Below are 21,307 nucleotides of genomic sequence, written 5' to 3' on the forward strand. Positions count from 1 at the left end.
CTACTTCGCGAGCTGTTCGGCGATGCCCGTGTACGACGCGGGGGTCAGGGCCAGCAGGCGCTGCTTCGCCGCATCCCCGATCTCGAGTCCCTCGACGAAGGCCGCGAGGTCGGCTGCACCGACGCGGTGTCCGCGGGTCAGCTCCTTGAGCAGAGCGTAGGGGTCGGTGATCGACGAGCGACCGGCGACGACCTCGGCGCGGATGACGGTCTGGATCGCCTCGGCGAGGACCTCCCAGTTCACGTCGAGGTCGGCGAGCAGCACGTCGCGCGACAGCGAGATCGCGTTCAGTCCACGTCGCAGGTTGTCGATCGCGAGCAGCGAGTGCCCGAAAGCGACGCCGATGTTGCGCTGCGTCGTCGAGTCGGTGAGGTCGCGCTGCAGGCGGCTCGTGACCAGCGTCTGGCCGAGGGATGCCAGCAGCGCACCCGAGATCTCGAGGTTCGCCTCGGCGTTCTCGAAGCGGATCGGGTTGATCTTGTGCGGCATGGTCGACGAACCGGTCGCGCCCGCGACCGGGATCTGCGCGAAGTAGCCGAGCGAGATGTAGGTCCAGATGTCGGTGGCGAGGTTGTGCAGGATCCCGCCGGCGTGACGGACGCGGTCGTACAGCTCGACCTGCCAGTCGTGCGACTCGATCTGCGTGGTCAGCAGGTTGAAGCCCAGGCCGAGGCCTTCGATGTACTCGCGAGAGATCGTGGGCCAGTCGGCGTCGGGGTCGGCCGAGAGGTGCGCCGACCAGGTGCCGGTCGCGCCCGAGAACTTGGCGAGGTAGTCGGATGCCGCGATCTGGGCTCGCACGCGCTCGAGACGCCACGCGAAAACGGCGATCTCCTTGCCCATGGTCGACGGGGTGGCGGGCTGTCCGTGGGTGCGCGAGAGCATCGCGGCGTCGGCGTGCTCGGCCGCAAGCTCCCGGAGCTTCGCGATCACGACGTCGAGTGCGGGGAGCCAGACCTCTTCGACCGCACGCTTCACGGTGAGCGCGTACGAGGCGGAGTTGATGTCCTCACTCGTGCAGGCGAAGTGGGTGAGCTCGGCGATCGAGTCGAGGCCGAGGGCCGACAGGCGGTCGCGCACCAGGTACTCGATGGCCTTGACGTCGTGCTGGGTGACTGCTTCCTTCTCGGCGAGCCAGTCGATCTCGGCCTGACCGAAGTCGCGGTACAGGGCGCGCAGGCGCTCCTTGTCGGCATCCGACAGAGGGCTCGTCTCGAAGAGCGAGCGGTCGGTGAGCGCGATCAGCCATTCGACCTCGACCTCGACGCGGGCGCGGTTCAGGCCCGCCTCCGAGAGGAAGTCGGCGAGGCCGGTGACGGCGCCGCGGTAGCGACCGTCGAGGGGGCTCAGGGGCTGCGGCGGGAGCGAAGGCTGGAAAGTCAGGGGAGTCCTCCTGATCGGGCCCCGGGCGTGCGGGGCGTGCGGGGCTGGCGAAGAGCCGGCTCGAGCTGGCGGAACAGCCCGCGAGTCGCCGTCTCAATCATACCGAGCACCGAATCGAACATCTCGGGGCCGGCGTAGTAGGGGTCCGGCACGTCCTGGCTGGGCGCTTCCGGGTCGAACGCGAGCAGCAGGGTGACCTTGCCCTCTTCGTCTTCGTTGTGTGCCCATTCGCGGAGGATGCGCTCGTGGGTGCGGTCGAGCGCGACCACCAGGTCGTTGTCCGAGAACGAGGCGAAGGTGAACTGCTTCGCGCGGTGGAGCGAGCCGTCGTAGCCGCGACGGCTGAGGGAGTCGAGCGTGCGATGATCCGCGCGTTCACCGACATGCCAGTCGCCCGTGCCGGCGCTGCGCGACACGATGCGCGAACCCAGACCCTGCCTCTCCGCGAGTTCGCGGAACACCACCTCGGCCATCGGAGAGCGGCAGATGTTCCCCGTGCACACGAAGATCACGCGGAAGGGATCCGGGGATGTCACCGTCCTATTCTGCCGGTCGCCGACCGATCGCGCGACGCCCGCGTCGTGCGCGGCGGCTGCGACGGTCTCGTTCTGCACGGGTGACGATCGCGGCGAGCTGCTCACGATCCCCGCGATGGCGGCGATCGTCGGCCCCGCAGATGACGCGGATCGCGGATGCTGAGCGCATGTACTCCTTTGCACTCGCACCCACCGGCACGGCCGACGCCGCGTGGGCGAAAGCCCAGGCCGTGGCCGCTCTCGGCACCGCCGTCGATGCGCTCGACGATGTCCGTGCAGCGCTCGCCGTCCTCGCCTCCGACACCGACTGGCACTCAGACGGTGTGCGCGCGATGCAGGAGTCGCTCGACCATCTGCGGGTGAGCACTCGTGCTGAGGCCTCCGAGACGCGCAGCCGCGAATCCGAGGTCGAACGGGCGGAGATCTCATGACCGGGCTGACGATCGATCACGGCGGGGCCATCGCGGTCGACCCCGACGCGCTGCGAGACGTCGCTCGTCGTATCGAGGGCGTCGCCTCGCGCTACGACGATGCGCGCTCCGCGCTCATGCGCGCCTATCGGGTCATCCTCGACACCCCGGGCTTCAGCGCGCAGGTCGACACGGTCGAGCTCTGGTCGTCGGGGCAGCGCGTGGCCCGCCTTCATTCGGAGTGCCAGAAGACCGCCACATCCACGCTGCTCATGGCCGACACCTACGAGTACGTCGAACTGCGCGCCGAAGCCGAGATGCTGTCGCACACCGATCCGAGCACGGCGCAGCGACTGACGCGCCGTGCCGATCGGCTGGCGGCATCCGACGACCGCATCGCCGACATGGCCGAGCAGCTCATCAACGAGTGGCGCGCGGGGAGCTTCGAAGGACTGGTCGGCAACATCGTGACGCCCTCCCTCTACGACGACGTCTTCGGCACTGCGGCGTTGGTGGGGCTCACCTCGGGCTTCGGCAAGGTGGTCCCCGGCGAGACGCTGAAGGGCACCGCCGATCGTGTCTCGGTCGCGCCGGTGAAGACCTCGACCCCCACCGGTGCGCCGACGGGCATCGCGGGGGCGCTGGGGCGGATGCCTGTCACCTCGGGGGCGCAGATCGCTGTCGAGAAGTACTCCTTCGCCGACGGCAGCACGAAGTACGTCGCGTATCTGAAGGGGACCCAGAGCGTCGGGTGGGGAGGCAAGGAGCCGTGGGACCTCAAGTCCAACGTCGAGCTCTACACGGAGCAGGATGCCGCGTCGTACCAGGCCACGCTCGATGCCCTGGAGGCTGCGGGAGCCCAGCCCGGTGACGAGGTCGATGTCGTCGCGCACTCGCAATCGGGGATGATCACCGCGCACCTCGCGATGGAGAGCGGGTTCGACGTGCAGATGCAGATCACTGCCGGGAGCCCGGTCGAGCCCACCCTCGACGATGACCAGACGATCATCCAGCTCAGACACACCGATGACCCCGTCCCGGCGCTCGCGGGTGGCGGTTCGCCCGAGGGCACGGGATCCGCCGACAGCATCGTCATCTCGACCCAGGGCAACCCGGGCGACACCCCCGAGGACTGGCTTGTCGACGCTCACCACCTCGACACCTACATCGAGACCGCGGAAGAGGCTGACGCGTCGAGCGATCCCCGGATCGACGCTGCGGACGAGTTCTGGAGGGAACTCGACTCGGCCGAGGTGATCGAGCGCACCGAGTACCACGCAGAGCGGGTCGGGTGATCGCCCGCGAGCCCCGGACCGCCCGCGAGGGGGTGCGAGTCAGTCGCGCCGCTGCTTCTTGCTCTGCGGGCGCAGGATGAAGCCGAAGACGCCGTTGATCAGCGAGATGATCAACGCCGCGAGAACGCCCCACCAGAAGCTGCCGACAGTGAGGCCCCAGCCGAAGCCGCTCGTGATCCAGGCGGTGAGCCACAGCAGGAAGCCGTTGATCACGAACCCGATGAGGCCCAGCGTGATGATGTACAGCGGGAACGCGACGATCTTGACGACGGTGCCGATGATCGTGTTCACGAGCGCGAAGATCGCGGCGACCGCGAGCAGGGTCAGCACCAGCTGCAGGGTCTCACCCGGCGCGAACGCCTGGATCTGCACCTGCAGGGCGGGGATCAGCGTGACGACCCAGAGGGCGAACGCGTTGACGACGACTCGGATGATGAAGCGCATAGTCAGCCCAGTCTCCCATGCGCTCCGCGGGAAGTCAGTCGGACATCGCTCGCTCGCTATCGAATGTGTTCTCTGATCACGGCGGCGATCTCGTCGAGATCGATCCGACTCTGCGCGACGTCGAGCACGAAGTCGAACGCCTCGTCGTTGCTGAAGGTCAACTCGTATCCGTTGAGGCGGATGAAGATGAAGGTCACGTACAGCGAGAGTCGCTTGTTCCCATCGAAGAGAGAGTGATTCTGAGCGACTGAGCTGATGAGCGCCGCGGCCTTGGCCTCGAAAGACGGATAGGCATCTGCTCCGAACATGCTGGCTGCGGGACGAGCAAGTGCGGAGAACAGCAGCCCTTCGTCGCGCACGCGAAGGCCGAGTTTCGTGATCAGGGCGAGCGCCTGCTCCGGCTCGACGTACTCGGTCACGGATCAGGCGTCTTCGAGCCGCGTGAGAGTGTCCGCATATCGTTCGGCAACCTCGTCGGCGATCGAGAGGACGCGCTCCGTCTTCGTCTCGGTGTTCGCGAATCTGGTCGCCGCCTCGATCAGGATCGCGTGCTTCGAGGTGTGCCGTGAGCGCGCGATCTCGTCGAGCCGCGCATCGAGTTCTTCCGGGAGCCGCACCGTCATCGCCATACCAAAATGGTACTACCGCCTTGGGATCGGTGCCAGAGGGGCTGTGGAATCTAGACTCATCGTTGTGACCGACCCCATCCTGCCGCGCATCCGTCCCGCCATCGCCGCCCTCGCGCCGTACCGCCAGGGCAAGCAGGCAGGTCCCGACGCCTTCAAGCTCTCGAGCAACGAGAACCCCTTCGAGCCGCTGCCTTCCGTCGCGGCCGCCCTGCAGCACACGACGCCGATCAACCGCTACCCGGACGCGACCGCCGGAAGGCTCCGCGAGCGCCTCGGCGCGCGCTACGCCGTCGAGCCCGACCAGGTGCACGTCGCCGCGGGCAGCGTGTCGATCCTCCAGCAGCTGATCCTCGCCACAGTGTCGGTCGGCGACGAGGTCGTCTACGCCTGGCGCTCGTTCGAGGCCTACCCGAGTCTGCCGCTCGTCGCCGGGGGCACCGGGGTGCAGGTGCCGGTGACGGCCGACGGACGCCACGACCTCGACGCGATGGCGGATGCCGTCACCGACCGCACTCGCGCGATCATCCTGTGCACGCCGAACAACCCGACGGGTCCGATCATCACGAGCGACGAGTTCGCGACGTTCGTCGAGCGCGTCCCCACCGACGTCCTGATCATCCTCGACGAGGCCTACGCCGAGTTCGTCACCGCCCCCGGTGCGGTGGACGGTCTTGAGGAGCGGGTCTTCGAACGGCATCCGAACGTCGTCGTGCTGCGCACCTTCTCGAAGGCCTACGGACTCGCAGGTCTGCGCATCGGCTACGCGATCGGCCACGAGAAGGTCCTCGACGCCGCCCGCACCACCGGCATCCCGCTCTCCGTCACCTCTGCCGCCGAGAACGCCGCGATCGCGAGCCTCGACGCCGAGGGCGAACTGCTCGAGCGGGTCGCCGTGATCGTCGAGCGCCGCACGCGCCTGCTCGAGGGACTCCGGAGGCAGGGCTGGGACGTGCCCGACTCGCAGGCCAACTTCGTCTGGCTCCCCACCGGTGAGCGCACCGTCGAGGTCGCCGCGGCCTTCGTCGCTGCCGACCTGATCGTGCGTCCGTTCCCGGGGGACGGCATCCGCATCTCGGTCGGCGAAGAAGAGTCCGTGGCGCGTGTGCTCGACGTCGCCGCGACCCTGCGCTGAGGGGCTCCATCCCGCTGTTTCTCCGTGTTCCCGGCAGATGCGAGGACGTCCTAGGTATGCGTGACCGGGCATGCGCGCGGCGGTAGCGTGGCACCGTGACCTCGTCAGAGACTGAACTCGTCCGCGTCCTCGATCAGGACGGCCGCTATACCCCGAGCGCGGCTGCTGAGCAGTACCTGCCGCTGATCGAGGCGATCAGCGACGCCGAGCTCGAGCAGTTCTACCGCGACATGGTGGGCATCCGCGCGATCGACACCCAGGCGACCAACCTGCAGCGTCAGGGGCAGCTCGCCCTGTGGCCGCCGAGCCGTGGGCAGGAGGCCGCTCAGGTCGGATCCGCCCGTGCCGCCCGTGCGCAGGACACGATCTTCCCGTCGTACCGCGAGCACGCAGTGACGCGTATCCGCGGAGTCGATCCCGTCGACATCATCAAGCTCATGCGCGGTGTCTCGCACGGTGGCTGGGATCCGACGGACCCCAAGAACGGCAACACCCGCCTCTACACGCTCGTGCTCGGCTCGCAGGTGCTGCACGCGACCGGCTACGCCATGGGGCTGAACTTCGACGGCCGCTCGGGAACAGGCGACGTCGACAAGGACGAAGCCGTCATCGTCTACTACGGCGACGGCGCATCGAGCCAGGGCGACGTGCACGAGGCGATGGTCTTCGCCGCCAGCTACCAGTCGCCGACCGTCTTCTTCCTGCAGAACAACCACTGGGCGATCTCGGTGCCCGTGTCGACGCAGTCGCGCGTGCCGCTCGTCGAGCGCAGCGCCGGCTACGGGATCCCCAGCGTCCGGGTCGACGGCAACGACGTGCTCGCCAGCTATGCCGTCTCGCGAGTGGCCCTCGACGAGGCCCGCAGCGGCAAGGGCCCGCGTGCCATCGAGGCCGTGACCTACCGGCTCGGGGCGCACACCACCAGCGACGACCCGACGAAGTACCGCGGCTCCGACGAGGAGCAGTCGTGGGCGCAGCGCGACCCGATCGACCGCATGCGCGCGTTCCTCGAGAACAGGGGAGCGGCAGGACAGTTCTTCGCCGACGTGGATGCCGAGGCCGCCGACGCCGCCGAAGACCTGCGCACCCGCAGCGTCGAGCTCGGCCCGCCCACCGCCGACAAGATCTTCGACCACGTGTACAGCGACCCCCACCCCCTCATCGCGGAGCAGAAGGCCTGGCACGCGCGATACGAGGCGTCGTTCGAAGGAGACAGCAAGTGACCCTCGAGACGATGCCCCTCAGCAAGGCTCTCAATTCTGGTCTGCGCCGGGCGATGGAGGACGACTCGAAGGTCCTGCTCATGGGCGAGGACATCGGCAAGCTCGGAGGTGTCTTCCGCGTCACCGAGCACCTGCAGCGCGACTTCGGTGACAAGCGCGTGCTCGACACGCCCCTCGCCGAGTCGGGCATCGTGGGTACCGCGATCGGGCTCGCGATGGCAGGGTTCCGTCCCGTGATCGAGATCCAGTTCGACGGGTTCGTGTTCCCGGCGTTCGACCAGATCACGACGCAGCTCGCCAAGCTCACCAACCGGCACGAGGGCAAGCTGAGCCTGCCGATCGTGATCCGCATCCCGTACGGCGGGCACATCGGCGCCGTCGAGCACCACCAGGAGAGCCCCGAGGCGTACTTCGCGCACACCCCGGGTCTGCGGGTGGTCTCGCCGTCGACGCCCAACGACGCCTACTGGATGATCCAGGAGGCCATCGCGTCGAACGACCCCGTGATCTTCATGGAGCCGAAGAGCCGCTACTGGCAGAAGGGCGAGGTCGAGCTCGACGGCTCCGCCGCTCCGCTGCACTCGTCGCGCGTCGTGCGCACGGGCTCCGACGTCACCCTCGTCGGGCACGGCGCCATGGTCACGACGCTGCTGCAGGCCGCGGCGCTCGCCGAGTCCGAGGGCACCAGCTGCGAGGTCGTCGACGTGCGCTCGCTGTCGCCCATCGACTACGAGCCCATCCTGAACTCGGTGCGAAAGACCGGACGCATGGTCTATGCGCAGGAGGCGCAGGGCTTCACGAGCATCGGCAGCGAGGTGGCGGCGACCGTCATGGAGCGCGCCTTCTACGCCCTCGAAGCCCCCGTGCTGCGCGTCTCGGGCTACGACACCCCCTTCCCGCCCGCGAAGCTCGAGGGCACCTACCTCCCGGATGCCGACCGCATCCTCGAGGCCGTCGACCGTTCGCTGGCCTACTGACCTCGCCGTTCCGAAAGGACCGCACATGAGCACGCAGAACTTCAACCTCCCCGACGTGGGCGAGGGACTGACCGAGGCCGAGATCGTGGCGTGGAAGGTCGCGCCCGGTGACACCGTCGCCATCAACGACGTCATCTGCGAGATCGAGACGGCCAAGTCGCTCGTCGAGCTGCCCTCGCCGCACGCCGGCGTCGTCGGTGAGCTGCTCGCCGCCGAGGGTGCGACTGTGGAGGTCGGATCCCCGATCATCACGTTCGTGACGGATGCTCGCGACGATGCCGGTCCCGGCAAGATCGCGACCGCCGAGGCACCCGCGCCCGAAGAGGGCGGCGGCTCGGTGCTCGTCGGCTACGGCACCGGCGGAGGGGCCACATCCCGTCGCAAGCGCCCGGCAGAGCGCCCGGTGCGCTCGTCGGTCGGCGTGATCGCAAAGCCCCCGATCCGCAAGCTCGCCCGCGACCTGGGTGTCGACCTGACGACCGTCACGCCGACCGGCGCAGACGGCGAGGTCACCCGCGACGACGTCGTGACCCATGCCTCGCAGGCGAGTGTCTTCCGCAACATCGAGACGCCCGAATGGGGAGCCGTGCGCGAGGAGACCGTGCCCGCGCCGCAGAGCACCCCGGCGGGCCTCGCCCGTGGAGTGACGGCAGCGCGGGCATCCGCCCCGGTGTCCGACGACCGCACCGAGTCGATCCCGGTCAAGGGTGTGCGCAAGGCCACGTCGTCGGCGATGGTGCAGAGCGCCTACTCCGCCCCGCACGTCACCGTGTGGAAGGAGATCGACGCGAGCCGCACGATGGAGCTCGTGAAGCGGCTCAAGGCATCGCCCGACTACGCCGACATCCGCGTCTCGCCGCTGCTGATCATGGCTCGCGCCGTGATCTGGGCCGCCCGTCGCACGCCGATGGTCAACGCCGCGTGGATCGAGACCGAGGGCGGCGCCGAGATCTCGGTGCGTCACTACGTGAACCTCGGCATCGCCGCAGCAACGCCCCGCGGCCTGCTCGTGCCGAACATCAAGGACGCGCAGGACCTCAGCATGAAGGACCTCGCCCGCGCCCTGAACCGCCTCACCCTCACCGCCCGCGAGGGCAAGACGAGCCCCGCCGACCAGCAGGGCGGCACGATCACGATCACGAACATCGGTGTGTTCGGGATGGATGCCGGCACGCCGATCATCAACCCCGGCGAGGCCGGAATCGTGGCCATGGGCACGATCAGCCAGAAGCCGTGGGTCGTCGACGGCGAGGTGCGCCCTCGCTGGGTCACCACGGTCGCGGGTTCGTTCGACCACCGCGTGATCGACGGCGACGGCATGAGTCGCTTCATCGCCGACGTGGCATCCGTGCTCGAGGAGCCTGCGCTGCTCGTCGAGTGAGGCGGACAGCGCGGGGATACAGTGGCAGCAGAACCGCGATGACCGGCCCCCAGTAGAACGGACTCCCAGCGGATGAAGATCGAACCGACTGCCATCACCCTCGGAACCTCGGGCCTCGGCCGGCACTCGGAGCCGGGATCCGCCGAGGAGAGAGCTGCCGTCGAGGTCGCCATCGACCTGCTCACGAGCCGACACGGGTTCGTGGACACCTCGAACAACTACGCGGCCGGTCGCTCCGAGGTCGTCCTCGGCATCGCGCTGCGTGAGCTGGGGCTGGACGGTTCGCGGGTCATCTCGAAGGTGGATCAGGACCCGGAGACCGGGGTCTTCGACCGCGACCGCGTCCTTCGCTCGTTCGACGAGACGACCGCCCGCCTCGGGGTCGACCGGCTTCCGCTGTTGCACCTGCACGATCCGTACTCGGTGTCGTTCGAGGACACGATCTCGATCGGTGGCGCGGTGCAGGGACTCATCGAACTCCGCAGCGCCGGCGTGGTGGACGCGATCGGTGTGGCGGCGGCTCCCGTCCCGCTGATGGCGAAATACGTCGAGACGGGTGTGTTCGACGCCGTGCTGATCCACAACCGATTCACGCTCGTCGATCACTCGGCTGAAACTGTGTTCGCCGACGCCAAGGCGCGCGGCATGGCCGTGTTCAACGCGGCACCGTTCGGTTCGGGATTGCTCGTCAAGGGCCCGCATTCCGGCGCGCAGTACGCCTATCGGCCCGCGGGCGAGGAGCTGCTGGAGTGGACTGAGCGGTTGCAGCGCGTGTGCGCGGAGCACGGAACGTCGATGGCTGCCGCAGCGCTGCATTACTCGCTGCGGTCCCCGCTGGTCAACTCCACTGTCGTCGGGGTGTCGACACCGCATCGTCGGGAGCAGCTCGACGAGCTGGTGCAGACGGAGGTCCCGGAGGGGCTGTGGGACGCCATCGAGAGCCTGGGCGCGGCGCCCTCGCCGGTGGACGACAGCGACTACGCCTGAACGCTGTCGCTGTTCAGCACCTCGACAGCCGGCCCGAGCGTGCGGTGCCGGTGACGGCGCTCGATCGCCTGCCCCGCGTATGACGCTGCGACGATGAGCGCGGCGCCGAGCAGACCGACGGCCCCGACGCTCTCCCCGGCGAGCAGGAGTCCGACCAGGAGCGCCCAGACGGGCTCTGTGCCCATGAGGATGCTGGCGCGCGTCGCAGAGGTGCGCCGCACCGCCCAGAGCTGAACGACGAACGCGAACACCGAGCACATCAGGCCGAGGAAGAGGACGTTCGCCCACCCTGATCCGTCGAGTCGCGCGACCGCCGCGGGCAGCTCCGCTCCTGCGACCAGTGAGGCCGTCCCTGCGCAGACGACGAGCTGCACCAGGACGACCGCGAGCGTGCTGTCTCGGCGACCGCGGGTGAGCCGGGCGCTCGCGGTCACGTGCAGCGCGCGCACGACCGCCGCTGCGATCACGAGGGCGTCGCCTGCCGTCGGCATCCGCAGTCCGCCGTCCGACACGAGAAGGGCGACCCCCACCACGGCAGCGACCGTGGCGACGAAGTACGCGCGCGGAAGCCACGACCGCGCCGCGAGACTCTCGAGCACGGGGGTGAGGATGAGCGCGAGGCTGATGAGCAGACCGGCATTGGTTGCCGACGTGAGGTGGACGCCCCAGGTCTCGAGTCCGATGATGGCTGCCTGGGAGAAGCCGAGGACGACGGCGACGGCGAGGCCGCGGCCACGCGGCATCCGCTCCTTGCGTACCGCGCAGATCGCCCCGAGAGCGACCGCTGCGACGAGGAACCGCAGTGCGACGGCCGAGGCGACGCCGGTCTCGAGGGCCAGGCTCTTGGCGGCCACGAAGCTCGCGCCCCACACCGCCGCCACGGCGACGAGCAGAACGTCGACGAGCAGATCGCGAGGGGGATGACGAGGCATGTACTCACTCTGGCGATCCAAACCATGAAGACCAAGGGGCATCTTCTTACAGTTCCCGTAAGGTTGCCCTTATGGATCCGACTCACCTTCGACTGCTCCGGGAGCTTCGCGACCGAGGCAGCGTCACGGCCGTCGCGGCCGCTCTCGGAATCTCGGCGTCGGCGGTCTCGCAGCAGCTCGCGACTCTGCAGTCGGCGGTCGCCCTGCCGCTCACGGTGCGCCGGGGGCGAGTCCTGATCCTGACCGCGGCGGGCGAGGCGCTGGCTGCGGCGAGCACTCGTGTCGATGAGGCGCTGACTGCGGCACGCGACTCGATCGGGGCGCTCCTCGAAGCCGGCGACCGGCCGGTGCGGGTGTCGTCGTTCAACAGTGCGGGCCTCGCCCTGTTCAGACCGCTCCTGAGGGAACTCGACGGGAGTCCTGCCGTCCGCCTCGCGGATGCCGACGTCCCGCACCGGGACTTTCCCGGGCTCACCGCCGACCACGATCTCGTCATCGCCCATCGGCTCGCGCACGACGCCCCCTGGCCCGCTGATCGGGTCGTCGCGGTCCCGCTCGTCGAGGAGCCGCTCGACATCGCTCTCCCCGCAGGGCACCGTCTCGCCGGCCGAGCGGGCATCGCCCTCGCCGACCTCCGCGACGAGGAATGGGTGTCGGTGCATGAGGGCTTCCCTCTCGCGGGTGTGCTCGACCATCTCGCGGCGCTGTCAGGGGCGCCGCTGCGGATCGCGCATCGCATCAACGAGTTCTCGGTGACTGCCGAGGTCGTGCGCGCCGGGGCGGCGATCGCCGTCATGCCTCGCGCCACCGCCACGCCTCTCGCTGTGGACGGCCTCGTTCTCAGGCCGCTGTCCGATGTCGATCTTGTCCGCCACGTCGACGTGCTCGCTCGACCGGATGCCCTGGCCTACACGGCGGTCAGGCGTGTGGTCCGAGCCCTGCAGGACGTCGCCGCGCGCGTGCAGCACGACTCGTTCAGCTCACCTCATCGAGGCTGACGCCGCTCCGCGAGGGGCGACCGGCTATGCCTGACGAAGCTCCGCAAGGGTCGTCAGCTGTGCGGTGGCGGGCTCCCAGTGCCGCACGCTGCGCGCGTGGGCGTGGATGCCGCCGCCGATGAGATCCAGCGCCTGCGCGAGGTCGGCGACGCGCAACCGGCGGGCGAGGGCGACGTGCGGCATCCACTCGTCCGGCGCGGTGTGCGGAGCATCGTCCCCCGGCCCGACGGCGGCGAGGATCGTCTCGCGGAGGCCCATCAGCTCCATACCGGGAACGATGCTCCGCGCCAGTACGCGGCGATCCCCGGAGCCGAAGAGCAGGGGAGCGCCCAGGGTGATCGGGAACGAACGGATGCCGGCGAGGCCATCCGGGTCCGGCGGCGACAGGTCGACGCGTGCGACCAGCGTGATGTGAGGGCGGTTGCTCGCCGACGTGTGCCCCGCGAGGCTCGACAGGCCACGTGCGGCGAGAGCATTCCACTCGGCCCGGATCGCGGCTTCTGCCTCTGCGTCGAGGAGCAGCTCGATCGAGGAGGGGGAACGCTGCGGATCTGGTTCTCGCACGGGTCGATTATGTCGCGGTCCGCGCCCGGCATCCGCGCGGAAACCGCAGACCGTTCCTGTGCGCCGCGGCGATTCGGCCCTCGACTCGCCGCGGCGCGGCGCGATGCTCTCCGTTTTCCGAGGAGGAACGGTCGAGACGTCGGCCAGCCCTTCAGCTCACCGCGCTGAGGCGCCGTTCCGCCAGGAGCGGCACTGCCACCTCGCGGGCGGCACGGCGTGCCGTCGCGACGGCACCGATCGACACGACTTCTGCGCCGAGCGTCGAGGCGAGGATCTCGGGCGCAGGCAGATGCAGCTGGGTCGGCAGCACCTCGCGTGCGGCCGTGAGCACGGGGGCGATGCTCTCGGCGACCCCGCCGCAGACGATCACACGCGCCGGGTCGTACATGCTGCCCAGCACTCCGACGACGCGGGCGAGCGTCGCGCCGACGCGTGAGGTCGCGAGCAGCGCGTCGGCATCACCGGCGGATGCCGCGGTCAACACGATCCGCGGATCGATGCGATCCTCACCTGCGAGCCGCCCGATCGCGGATTCCGACGAGATCTCGCCGCTCTCGACGCCTGCGCGTACCTGGTCCTGCAGTGCATAGCGCAGCCCGAATGCAGAGCCGACTCCGACGATGTGGTCGAACACGACACCCTCGCCGACGCCGCCGTGCGCGCCGTGCAGCACATGGCCGTCGACGACGACCCCGCCGCCGAAGCGTTCGCTCGCGAGCAGGGCGACGTAGTCACGGCATCCGACGGCCGCTCCTGCCGAGCCCTCGGCGATCGCGGCCAGTTGCGCGTCGTTCTTGATCTCGACGACGGGAGCCCAGTCGGCCAGCGCCTCGGCGAGACCCGGGTTGGTGCGCTCCCAGAAGCCGTCGGGGTGCGGCGGCGAGATGCCGGCCCTGTTGACGGGAGCGGCCACTCCCACGCAGATCGCGAGGATCTCGGTGCGCTCGACGTCTGCCTCGTCGAGTGCGAGCTGCATCTGTCCGAGGATCGTCGCGCGTCGCGCACGCGCCGATTGGCCCGAGTCGAGGTCGGTGCGGTGGTGCACGAGGGTGCGCTCGAGCGGGTCCGAGATCGTGACGGCGAGGTGGGTGTCTCCGGCATCCACGCCGACGACGACGCCGAGATCGGATGCCAGCACGAAGCGCCTCGCGGGGCGCCCCGCGCGGTAGCTTCCGGCCACCCGGGCGTTGGGGAGTTCCTGCAGCACCGCGGCGCTGACGAGGGTGTCGATCGCGTCGATCGCGGTCGAACGGGTCAGCGTCGTGGTCGCCATCGCCTCGGTCGCGGTGAACTCGCCGGCGGCCCATGCGAAGTCGAGGATGGCGCCGACGCTGGCTCGTCCGGTGCCCAGACCTGCGGATACTTCGGTCATGGGTCTTGACCTCACTCTCGTTCAGATGAGAGAGTACCGTTCATCGAAGTAAATTCGCTCACTAGATTTAGTCTGCGGATCTACAGGACGAAAGGACAACGGTGTCTGTGAAACCTCCACACCCGGCACGGATCGTCGCCGGTGCGGCCGCTCTCGCCCTGGTCGGGGCCGCCCTCACCGGCTGCTCGACGGCCGGCGGAACCGAGACCATCCGCTTCACGTTCAGCAAGCGGGAGGCGATCGAGTTCATGACCGAGCTCGTCGCGCAGTACAACTCCTCGCAGGACAAGGTCCGCGTCGAGATCGACACCTCGGGTGTCGACGTCGTCTCGGCCAGCTTCGTGCGGGGCAACCCGCCCGACATCATGCTCGCCAACTACAACTACGAGATCGCCCGCTTCGTGCAGCGCTGCGCGCTCACCGATCTGTCGGGCACCGACGCTGCCGCCACCATCCGCGACGACCTGCAGCCCCTCATGGAGCAGTACGGCTCGTGCGAGGGACGCACGAGTGCACTGCCCTACTCGGTGATGGGGGCCTCGGTCATCTACAACAAGGAGATCTTCGACCAGCAGGGGCTCGAGGTTCCGCAGACCTGGGACGAGCTCCTCGCCGTGTGCGACCAGCTGAAGGAGGCGGGCATCGACCCGTTCTACGCCACCTTCAAGGACGACTGGACGGTCGCGCAGGGTTGGTATGACTACACCGCGGGCGGTTCGGTCGACGTGATCGACTTCTTCGACACCCTCGCGACCGAAGGCACCGAAGTGGGACCCGACTCGGAGGTCTCGTTCGAGAACGACTTCGCAGAGCCCATGGACCGCATGATGACCCTGGTGGAGAACTACACGAACGCGGATGCCGCGAGCCGAGGCTACGGCGACGGCAACCTCGCCTTCGGCAAGGGCGAGGCCGCGATGTACCTGCAGGGGCCGTGGGCCTTCAGCGAGATCGAGAAGACCGCGCCCGACCTCGACCTCGGCACGTTCCCGCTGCCGATGACCGACGATCCCGCCGACCTCGGCGTGCGCGTCAACATGGACCTCGCCGCGATGATCCCCGAGGGATCGCGCCACCAGGAGGCCGCCCGCGACTTCCTGGAGTACCTGTTCCTGCCCGAGCACATCGAGGAGTACAACGCCTCGCAGCTCGGCTTCACCCCCACGAAGGATGCTCCGGCTCCGGATGACCCGCGGGTCGAGGGCATGGTCGAGTACTACGACAACGGGCAGATCTACCAGGGCCCCTCGGTGCTCGTGCCCCGCACCCTTCCGGTCTTCAACTACGCGCAGGCGATGGTGCTCGGCGCGTCCACCACCTCCACGTTGCGCACCATGGATGCCGACTGGGCCAGGATCGCATTCCGCGCGCCCATCCCGTCGACCCAGGACAACGCCTCCGGTGAGGACTCAGCATCCGGCGAGACAGAGGAGTCCACGCCATGACGAACACCGCTCTGCCCGGCCCCGCGGCGACCCCCGCCGCATCGAACATCACCAAGCCGAACACTCCGACGACCGACACCACGGCGATCGTCACGGGCGGCACCCGCAGGCTCGGTCGCCGCACCCGCAAGGTCGAGCCGATCTACTACCTGTTCCTGCTGCCGACGCTCGTGATCTTCACGCTTGCGATCACGGTGCCCGGCGTCATGGGCATCTTCTTCAGCTTCACCGACTCGATCGGCATCGGCGAGTGGAGCTTCAACGGACTGACCAACTACATCGCCATGTTCAGCGATCCGGCCATCCTGCAGAGCTACCTGTTCACGTTCGGGTTCTCGATCGCGACCGTGATCGTCGTCAATGTGGTGGCCTTCATGCTCGCGGTCGGTTTGACCTCCCGCATCCGCTTCAAGACCGGGCTCCGCACGATCTTCGTGATCCCGATGGTGATCTCGGGCATCATCATCGCCTACGTCTTCAACTTCCTGTTCTCCAACTCCCTCCCGGCGGCGGGCGCCGCCACCGGCATCCCATGGCTGTCGACCAGCCTGCTCGCGAATCCCGACCTCGCGTGGGTCGCGATCGTCATCGTGACCGCCTGGCAGGCCGTTCCCGGCACACTGCTCATCTACATCGCAGGTCTCCTCTCGGTGCCCGGCGCGGTCTACGAGGCGGCGAGCATCGACGGGGCGAACAAGACGCAGCAGCTGACGCGCATCACGCTGCCGCTCGTCGCGGGCTACGTGGTGATCAACGTGATCCTCGGGTTCAAGGGCTTCCTGAACGCCTACGACATCATCGTCGGCCTCACCAACGGCGGACCCGGAACCTCCACCCGCAGCGTCGCGATGACGATCATCGCGGGCTTCAACGGCGGCGACTACGCCTACCAGATGGCCAACGCGACGATCTTCTTCATCGTCGCCGTGCTCATCTCCCTGCTGCAGCTCTCGCTGACCCGCGGAAGGAACGCACTCTGATGTCGACGCAGACACTCACCACCATCCCCACCTCGGGCAAGAAGCCGCGCGTCCGCATGGAGCGCGTCAACTGGTCGGGCACGATCATCCTGATCCTGTGCGCGGTCACCGTGCTGCTGCCGCTCTACGTGACGATCTCGATGGCCTTCAAGACCACCGGTCAGGCGGTCGACGGCAACGCCTTCTCGCTGCCGGCGCCGTTCAGTATCGACGGCTTCATCGAGGCGTGGAACCTCACGAAGTTCCCGGTCGGCGCCGGCATCTCGCTGCTGGTGACGGCCGGCACGGTCATCGCGACCATCGTGCTCGCGGCATTCGCCTCGTACGCGATCGTGCGCAACTGGGACCACCGCCTGTTCCGTTACTCGTTCTTCTACCTGCTCGCTGCGATGTTCATCCCGTTCCCGGTCGTCGCACTGCCCCAGATCCAGCTGACCGGATGGGTCGGGCTCGACAACCCGTTCGGCGTGATCATCCTCGCGACGATGTTCCAGCTGAGCTTCAGCGTGCTGCTGTTCACCGCGTTCCTGCGGTCGATCCCGATCGAGCTCGAGGAGAGCGCCCGCATCGACGGCGCCACGACGTGGCAGACGTTCTGGCAGCTCATCTTCCCGTTGCTCGCACCCATGAGCGCGACCGTCGGCATCTTCGCCTTCCTCTACGCCTGGAACGACTTCATGATGCCGTCGCTGATCATCTCGGACCCGGCTCTGCAGACGCTCCCGGTGCGGCAGAACCTCTTCCAGACCCAGTTCAGCAACAACTACAACGTGTCGTTCGCCTCGTACCTGATGGCGATGGCCCCGGCGATCCTGGCGTACCTGTTCACGCAGCGCTTCGTCATGGAGGGCGTCACGCAGGGCGCCGTCAAGGGCTGACACCTCTCACACCGCAGACCGCAACACGAAGGAGCAGTACCCCTCATGACCGATGCGCTTCTCACCGAGACCCGCGACGACACGACGGCAGCATGGTGGCGACAGGCCGCCGTGTATCAGATCTACCCCCGCAGCTTCGCGGACGCGAACGGCGACGGGCTCGGCGACATCCCGGGCATCGTCTCGCGCGCCGACTACCTGCGTGAGCTCGGCATCGACGCCGTGTGGCTCAGTCCGTTCTATCCGTCGGCTCTCGCTGACGGCGGATACGACGTGGCCGACTACCGCGACGTCGACCCGCGTCTCGGCACGCTCGACGACTTCGACGACATGGTCGCGGCGCTCCACGACCGCGGCATCCGCGTGGTGGTCGACATCGTGCCGAACCATTCGTCGGATCTGCACGAATGGTTCCAGGAGGCGCTCGCCGCAGGCCGCGGCTCGGCGGCCCGCGAGCGGTACATCTTCCGTGAGGGTGCGGGTGAAGACGGCTCCGAGCCCCCGACCGACTGGACCGCCGCGTTCGGCGGTTCGGCGTGGGAGCGGGTCGAGGACGGACAGTGGTTCCTGCACAGCTTCGCCCCCGAGCAGCCCGACCTCAACTGGGATCACCCCGAGGTGCGCGAGGACTTCCTCACGACGCTGCGGTTCTGGTCGGACCGTGGGGTCGACGGCTTCCGCATCGACGTGGCGCACATGCTCACCAAGGACCTGAGTGAGCCGCTGCCGAGCACCGCCGAGCTCGAGCTCCTGCCGCACGACGGCAATCACCCGCTGCACGACCGTGATGACGTGCACGAGGTGTACGCCGAGTGGCGCCGCGTCTTCAACGAGTACGACCCGCCCCGCACGGCCGTCGCCGAGGCGTGGGTGAGCACTCCCGAGCGTCGCGCCAAGTACGCGTCGGCCGAGGGCCTCGGGCAGGCGTTCAACTTCGACCTGCTCGTGGCGGACTTCGACGCGACGCAGTTCCGCACGATCATCTCCGACAACCTGGCTCAGGCGCGCGAGACCGGCTCGTCGACCACGTGGGTGCTCTCGAACCACGACGTCACGCGTCACGCGACCCGATACGGACTCGCTCCGCTGGCCGGTCGCACCGGGGTCAAGCAGGGCGTCGAGTGGGTCGCCGCGGGCGGGCCGGACGAGCAGCTCGACCGCGAGGCCGGACTCCGCCGGGCGCACGCGGCGACCCTGCTGCTGCTCGGCCTGCCCGGCAGCACCTACCTCTACCAGGGCGAGGAGCTCGGCCTGCAGGAGGTCGCCGAGATCGGCCCCGACCAGCGCCAGGACCCGGCGTTCTTCCGCGGAGCGGAGTTCGACGGACTCGGGCGGGACGGATGCCGTGTGCCGCTGCCGTGGACGGCATCCGGTTCGTCCTTCGGCTTCGGAGCCGGCGATGCGCATCTGCCGCAGCCCGAGTGGTTCGCCGAGTATGCGGTGGACGTCGAGGAGGCCGACCCCTCGTCGACGCTCTCGCTCTACCGCGAGGCACTGCGCCTGCGTCACGAGCTGCAGACCGACGAGAGCCTCGAGTGGATCGAGACCGGCCGTGCCGATGTGCTGCGCTTCGCCCGCCCGAACGGCTGGCAGATCGTGACGAACTTCGGCACCGAGCCGTTCGATCTCGGGGCGGATGCCGCGGACGTCGTGCTCGGCGCGATCGTCGACGGCGCCGTGCCGAATGACTCGACCGTCTGGATCGCTCCCGGCCTGATCGGCTGAGCCGGATCCACTGAGCTGGTCCACCGAGTCGTTCGTCGGACGACAGCACGGATGCAGGACGAGAACACGATTTCTCGTCCTGCATCCGCGCCTCGGTCCTGCAAGCGGTCGCGAACGTCCCCCTTAACTCCTCACCGATTTGATAATGGTTCTCATTAGCGTTTAGAGTGAGAGCATGAAGAAGCCGCTCGTCGCCCTCGCCCTGGCATCCGTCGCCGCACTCTCGCTGGCCGGATGCTCCACCACCCCCGCGGCGGGGGAGGGCGACAGCGGTAACGTCGCCGTCGTGGCGAGCACCAACGTCTACGGCTCGCTCGCCGCCCAGATCGGTGGTGATCGCGTCGACGTGACCTCGATCATCACCTCGGCGACGCAGGACCCGCACTCGTACGAGGCCTCGGCGCGCGACCGTCTCTCGGTGCAGAAGGCCGACCTCGTGATCGAGAACGGCGGCGGCTACGACGCGTTCATCGACACGCTGCTGCAGGATGCCGGCGATCCGCACCTGGTGACGGCCGTCGAGTTCTCGCACGACTTCCCCGGCAACGAGGGTCACTCTGACGAGGCAGAAGACGCGACCGAAGAGGACCACGACCACGCCGAAGGCGAGGAGGGTCACGAGGGCCACGACCACATCGAGGGATTCAACGAGCATGTCTGGTTCGACCCGCACACGATGATCCATGTCGTCGAGGCCATCGCCGAGGAGCTCACCGAGCTCGACCCCGACGGTGAGGCGGACTTCACTGCGAACGCCGAGGAGATCGTCGCCGACCTCGAGGGCTTCGAGGCCGATCTCGAGACGCTCAAGACGGATGCCGCCGGCGCGAACGTGATCATCACCGAGCCGGTGCCCGGCTACCTCGCCGCGGCCGCCGGACTCACTGATGTCACGCCCGAGGGCTTCGCCGAATCGGTCGAGGAGGGCAGCGATGTCGCCCCCGCGACCCTGCTCGCCACCTTGAACGTCGTCGAAGCCGGAGACGTGCGCGCCGTGCTCACGAACGCGCAGACCGGTGGTGCCGAGACGCAGCGCGTCGAGGACGCCGCAACGGATGCCGGGATCCCGCTCGTCGCCTTCACGGAGCTGCTCCCCGAAGGATCGTCGTACTCTGAGTGGATGAGTGACGCGATCCAGAGCCTCGCCGACGCGCTCCAGTCGTGAGCGCCGGCGCCGACGCGCGGGCAGGAGCCGAGAAGTCGAGCCCCGTGCTCGAGGTGCAGGGAGCAGCCCTCCAGCGTGGGGACCGGGAACTGTGGTCGGGCCTCGATCTCACGGTCGAGCCCGGTGAGTTCATCGCCGTGCTCGGGCCGTCGGGGTCGGGTAAGACCACGCTGCTGCGCAGCATCCTGGGCCTCCAGCCGCTGTCGGCCGGCGAGATCACCGTCGCGGGCGGGCCCGTGCGCAAGGGCAACCCGCGCATCGGGTACATCCCGCAGCAGCGATCACTCGCCCCGGACACGAGCATGCGGGCCCGCGATCTCGTGGCGCTCGGGGTGCAGGGCAGCCGCTTCGGCTTCCCGATCCCGCACCGCGGCGACAAAGCCAAGGTCGACCAGCTGCTCGCCTCGGTCGGGGCCTCGCACTATGCCGACCGCCGGGTCGGACTGCTCTCGGGCGGTGAGCAGCAGCGGCTGCGTGTGGGCCAGGCCCTGGCCGACGAGCCCAGCCTGCTGCTGTGCGACGAGCCGCTGTCGAACCTCGACCTCGCGAACCAGGTCGCCGTCACCGACATCATCGACCGTCAGCGCCGCGATCGTGGGGCGGCCGTACTGTTCGTGACCCACGACATCAATCCGATCCTGGGTCGCGTCGACCGCATCCTCTACATCGCCGGCGGCCGCTTCGTGCTCGGCACCCCCGAAGAGGTGCTGCAGACACGGGTGCTGACCGAGCTCTACGGAACCCCGGTCTTCGTGCTGCGAGCCGGCGACCGACTGGTCGTCGTCGGGGTGCCGGATGCCGAGCCCCACCACCTGCACGACCACGATCACGACCACGGGGGTGCCGCATGA

At 68.6% G+C, this 21,307-nt stretch carries 22 protein-coding genes; 14 read left to right on the forward strand and 8 right to left on the reverse strand.

Translation table 11 applies throughout. The annotated features are described in order from the left end of the window. Both purB and ASF80_RS12440 read right to left on the reverse strand, forming a co-directional pair. Complete coding sequence (gene purB, locus ASF80_RS12435; protein WP_056311180.1) at nt 1-1,383, reverse strand: adenylosuccinate lyase; 1,383 nt, start codon at nt 1,381-1,383, stop codon at nt 1-3. Further along, the gene (locus ASF80_RS12440) at nt 1,380-1,856 is read right to left on the reverse strand and encodes a low molecular weight protein-tyrosine-phosphatase (protein ID WP_235559995.1); all 477 of its coding nucleotides are present in this window, start codon (nt 1,854-1,856) and stop codon (nt 1,380-1,382) included. The genes purB and ASF80_RS12440 overlap by 4 nt, the downstream gene beginning before the upstream one ends. 230 nt (nt 1,857-2,086) lie before the next feature. Between ASF80_RS12440 and ASF80_RS12445 the strand changes: the two genes are divergently transcribed. Both ASF80_RS12445 and ASF80_RS12450 read left to right on the forward strand, forming a co-directional pair. After that, a complete protein-coding gene (locus ASF80_RS12445) occupies nt 2,087-2,350 on the forward strand; it encodes a hypothetical protein (RefSeq protein ID WP_145985692.1) in 264 nt (87 codons plus the stop codon). Next, on the forward strand, nt 2,347-3,624 hold the full coding sequence (locus ASF80_RS12450) for a hypothetical protein (RefSeq protein ID WP_056311184.1): 1,278 nt from the start codon (nt 2,347-2,349) through the stop codon (nt 3,622-3,624). Before ASF80_RS12445 ends, ASF80_RS12450 begins: the two co-directional genes overlap by 4 nt. Before the next feature lie 39 nt (nt 3,625-3,663). Here ASF80_RS12450 and ASF80_RS12455 read toward each other — a convergent pair whose 3' ends face one another. The 3 genes from ASF80_RS12455 to ASF80_RS12465 are packed head-to-tail and all read right to left on the reverse strand — an operon-like array spanning nt 3,664 to nt 4,697. After that, a complete protein-coding gene (locus tag ASF80_RS12455) occupies nt 3,664-4,068 on the reverse strand; it encodes a phage holin family protein (protein WP_056311187.1) in 405 nt (134 codons plus the stop codon). 56 nt (nt 4,069-4,124) lie between these two features. Continuing rightward, nucleotides 4,125-4,487: a type II toxin-antitoxin system death-on-curing family toxin gene (locus ASF80_RS12460; protein ID WP_056311189.1), complete on the reverse strand. Its 363-nt coding sequence runs from the start codon at nt 4,485-4,487 to the stop codon at nt 4,125-4,127. 3 nt (nt 4,488-4,490) lie between these two features. Then, nucleotides 4,491-4,697: a ribbon-helix-helix protein, CopG family gene (locus ASF80_RS12465; protein WP_056311190.1), complete on the reverse strand. Its 207-nt coding sequence runs from the start codon at nt 4,695-4,697 to the stop codon at nt 4,491-4,493. 64 nt (nt 4,698-4,761) lie between these two features. Here ASF80_RS12465 and ASF80_RS12470 point away from each other — a divergent pair, with 64 nt between their 5' ends. From ASF80_RS12470 to ASF80_RS12490, 5 genes are all read left to right on the forward strand, one after another. Further along, nucleotides 4,762-5,829, forward strand: a complete 1,068-nt coding sequence (locus ASF80_RS12470) for a histidinol-phosphate transaminase (RefSeq protein WP_056311192.1) — start codon at nt 4,762-4,764, stop codon at nt 5,827-5,829. Between the two features lie 95 nt (nt 5,830-5,924). Further along, nucleotides 5,925-7,052 (forward strand): pyruvate dehydrogenase (acetyl-transferring) E1 component subunit alpha, encoded by a 1,128-nt coding sequence (gene pdhA, locus ASF80_RS12475; RefSeq protein WP_056311194.1) that lies wholly within the window; start codon nt 5,925-5,927, stop codon nt 7,050-7,052. Between the two features lie 11 nt (nt 7,053-7,063). Beyond that, on the forward strand, nt 7,064-8,029 hold the full coding sequence (locus ASF80_RS12480) for an alpha-ketoacid dehydrogenase subunit beta (protein ID WP_056312099.1): 966 nt from the start codon (nt 7,064-7,066) through the stop codon (nt 8,027-8,029). Nucleotides 8,030-8,054: 25 nt separating this feature from the next. After that, nucleotides 8,055-9,410: a dihydrolipoamide acetyltransferase family protein gene (locus ASF80_RS12485; protein ID WP_056311197.1), complete on the forward strand. Its 1,356-nt coding sequence runs from the start codon at nt 8,055-8,057 to the stop codon at nt 9,408-9,410. 72 nt (nt 9,411-9,482) lie between these two features. Continuing rightward, nucleotides 9,483-10,397: an aldo/keto reductase gene (locus tag ASF80_RS12490; RefSeq protein WP_056311199.1), complete on the forward strand. Its 915-nt coding sequence runs from the start codon at nt 9,483-9,485 to the stop codon at nt 10,395-10,397. Here ASF80_RS12490 and ASF80_RS12495 read toward each other — a convergent pair. Further along, nucleotides 10,388-11,329 (reverse strand): DMT family transporter, encoded by a 942-nt coding sequence (locus tag ASF80_RS12495; protein ID WP_056311201.1) that lies wholly within the window; start codon nt 11,327-11,329, stop codon nt 10,388-10,390. The genes ASF80_RS12490 and ASF80_RS12495 overlap by 10 nt on opposite strands. Before the next feature lie 71 nt (nt 11,330-11,400). Between ASF80_RS12495 and ASF80_RS12500 the strand changes: the two genes are divergently transcribed. Then, nucleotides 11,401-12,327 (forward strand): LysR family transcriptional regulator, encoded by a 927-nt coding sequence (locus tag ASF80_RS12500; protein ID WP_056311203.1) that lies wholly within the window; start codon nt 11,401-11,403, stop codon nt 12,325-12,327. 24 nt (nt 12,328-12,351) lie between these two features. Here ASF80_RS12500 and ASF80_RS12505 read toward each other — a convergent pair whose 3' ends face one another. Next, nucleotides 12,352-12,891, reverse strand: a complete 540-nt coding sequence (locus ASF80_RS12505) for a 2'-5' RNA ligase family protein (RefSeq protein WP_056311205.1) — start codon at nt 12,889-12,891, stop codon at nt 12,352-12,354. Between the two features lie 151 nt (nt 12,892-13,042). Continuing rightward, a complete protein-coding gene (locus tag ASF80_RS12510) occupies nt 13,043-14,263 on the reverse strand; it encodes an ROK family protein (RefSeq protein WP_056311207.1) in 1,221 nt (406 codons plus the stop codon). Between the two features lie 101 nt (nt 14,264-14,364). Here ASF80_RS12510 and ASF80_RS12515 point away from each other — a divergent pair, with 101 nt between their 5' ends. The 6 genes from ASF80_RS12515 to ASF80_RS12540 all read left to right on the forward strand — a co-directional run bounded on the left by ASF80_RS12515 (nt 14,365) and on the right by ASF80_RS12540 (nt 21,307). After that, the gene (locus ASF80_RS12515; RefSeq protein WP_082488307.1) at nt 14,365-15,708 is read left to right on the forward strand and encodes an ABC transporter substrate-binding protein; all 1,344 of its coding nucleotides are present in this window, start codon (nt 14,365-14,367) and stop codon (nt 15,706-15,708) included. Continuing rightward, the gene (locus ASF80_RS12520; protein WP_235559964.1) at nt 15,705-16,688 is read left to right on the forward strand and encodes a carbohydrate ABC transporter permease; all 984 of its coding nucleotides are present in this window, start codon (nt 15,705-15,707) and stop codon (nt 16,686-16,688) included. Before ASF80_RS12515 ends, ASF80_RS12520 begins: the two co-directional genes overlap by 4 nt. Then, nucleotides 16,688-17,566, forward strand: a complete 879-nt coding sequence (locus ASF80_RS12525; RefSeq protein WP_056311211.1) for a carbohydrate ABC transporter permease — start codon at nt 16,688-16,690, stop codon at nt 17,564-17,566. The genes ASF80_RS12520 and ASF80_RS12525 overlap by 1 nt, the downstream gene beginning before the upstream one ends. A 45-nt stretch (nt 17,567-17,611) precedes the next feature. Continuing rightward, nucleotides 17,612-19,291: a glycoside hydrolase family 13 protein gene (locus tag ASF80_RS12530; protein ID WP_056311213.1), complete on the forward strand. Its 1,680-nt coding sequence runs from the start codon at nt 17,612-17,614 to the stop codon at nt 19,289-19,291. A gap of 175 nt (nt 19,292-19,466) precedes the next feature. Further along, a complete protein-coding gene (locus ASF80_RS12535) occupies nt 19,467-20,456 on the forward strand; it encodes a metal ABC transporter solute-binding protein, Zn/Mn family (protein ID WP_056311214.1) in 990 nt (329 codons plus the stop codon). Beyond that, nucleotides 20,453-21,307 carry a metal ABC transporter ATP-binding protein gene (locus ASF80_RS12540; protein WP_056311216.1) on the forward strand — a complete coding sequence of 285 codons (855 nt, stop codon included), beginning with the start codon at nt 20,453-20,455 and terminating at the stop codon, nt 21,305-21,307. The genes ASF80_RS12535 and ASF80_RS12540 overlap by 4 nt, the downstream gene beginning before the upstream one ends.

The sequence above is a fragment of the Microbacterium sp. Leaf159 genome, assembly GCF_001423615.1.
GTDB lineage: Bacteria > Actinomycetota > Actinomycetes > Actinomycetales > Microbacteriaceae > Microbacterium.

Excerpts from the sequence above, each read along its gene's own strand:
- ASF80_RS12440 (WP_235559995.1), bottom strand. The coding sequence starts at position 1,856 with ATGGCCGAGGTGGTGTTCCGCGAACTCGCGGAGAGGCAGGGTCTGGGT.
- ASF80_RS12445 (WP_145985692.1), top strand. The coding sequence starts at position 2,087 with ATGTACTCCTTTGCACTCGCACCCACCGGCACGGCCGACGCCGCGTGG.
- ASF80_RS12450 (WP_056311184.1), top strand. The coding sequence starts at position 2,347 with ATGACCGGGCTGACGATCGATCACGGCGGGGCCATCGCGGTCGACCCC.
- ASF80_RS12455 (WP_056311187.1), bottom strand. The coding sequence starts at position 4,068 with ATGCGCTTCATCATCCGAGTCGTCGTCAACGCGTTCGCCCTCTGGGTC.
- ASF80_RS12465 (WP_056311190.1), bottom strand. The coding sequence starts at position 4,697 with ATGGCGATGACGGTGCGGCTCCCGGAAGAACTCGATGCGCGGCTCGAC.
- ASF80_RS12480 (WP_056312099.1), top strand. The coding sequence starts at position 7,064 with ATGCCCCTCAGCAAGGCTCTCAATTCTGGTCTGCGCCGGGCGATGGAG.
- ASF80_RS12485 (WP_056311197.1), top strand. The coding sequence starts at position 8,055 with ATGAGCACGCAGAACTTCAACCTCCCCGACGTGGGCGAGGGACTGACC.
- ASF80_RS12490 (WP_056311199.1), top strand. The coding sequence starts at position 9,483 with ATGAAGATCGAACCGACTGCCATCACCCTCGGAACCTCGGGCCTCGGC.
- ASF80_RS12495 (WP_056311201.1), bottom strand. The coding sequence starts at position 11,329 with ATGCCTCGTCATCCCCCTCGCGATCTGCTCGTCGACGTTCTGCTCGTC.
- ASF80_RS12500 (WP_056311203.1), top strand. The coding sequence starts at position 11,401 with ATGGATCCGACTCACCTTCGACTGCTCCGGGAGCTTCGCGACCGAGGC.
- ASF80_RS12510 (WP_056311207.1), bottom strand. The coding sequence starts at position 14,263 with ATGACCGAAGTATCCGCAGGTCTGGGCACCGGACGAGCCAGCGTCGGC.
- ASF80_RS12520 (WP_235559964.1), top strand. The coding sequence starts at position 15,705 with ATGACGAACACCGCTCTGCCCGGCCCCGCGGCGACCCCCGCCGCATCG.
- ASF80_RS12525 (WP_056311211.1), top strand. The coding sequence starts at position 16,688 with ATGTCGACGCAGACACTCACCACCATCCCCACCTCGGGCAAGAAGCCG.
- ASF80_RS12530 (WP_056311213.1), top strand. The coding sequence starts at position 17,612 with ATGACCGATGCGCTTCTCACCGAGACCCGCGACGACACGACGGCAGCA.
- ASF80_RS12535 (WP_056311214.1), top strand. The coding sequence starts at position 19,467 with ATGAAGAAGCCGCTCGTCGCCCTCGCCCTGGCATCCGTCGCCGCACTC.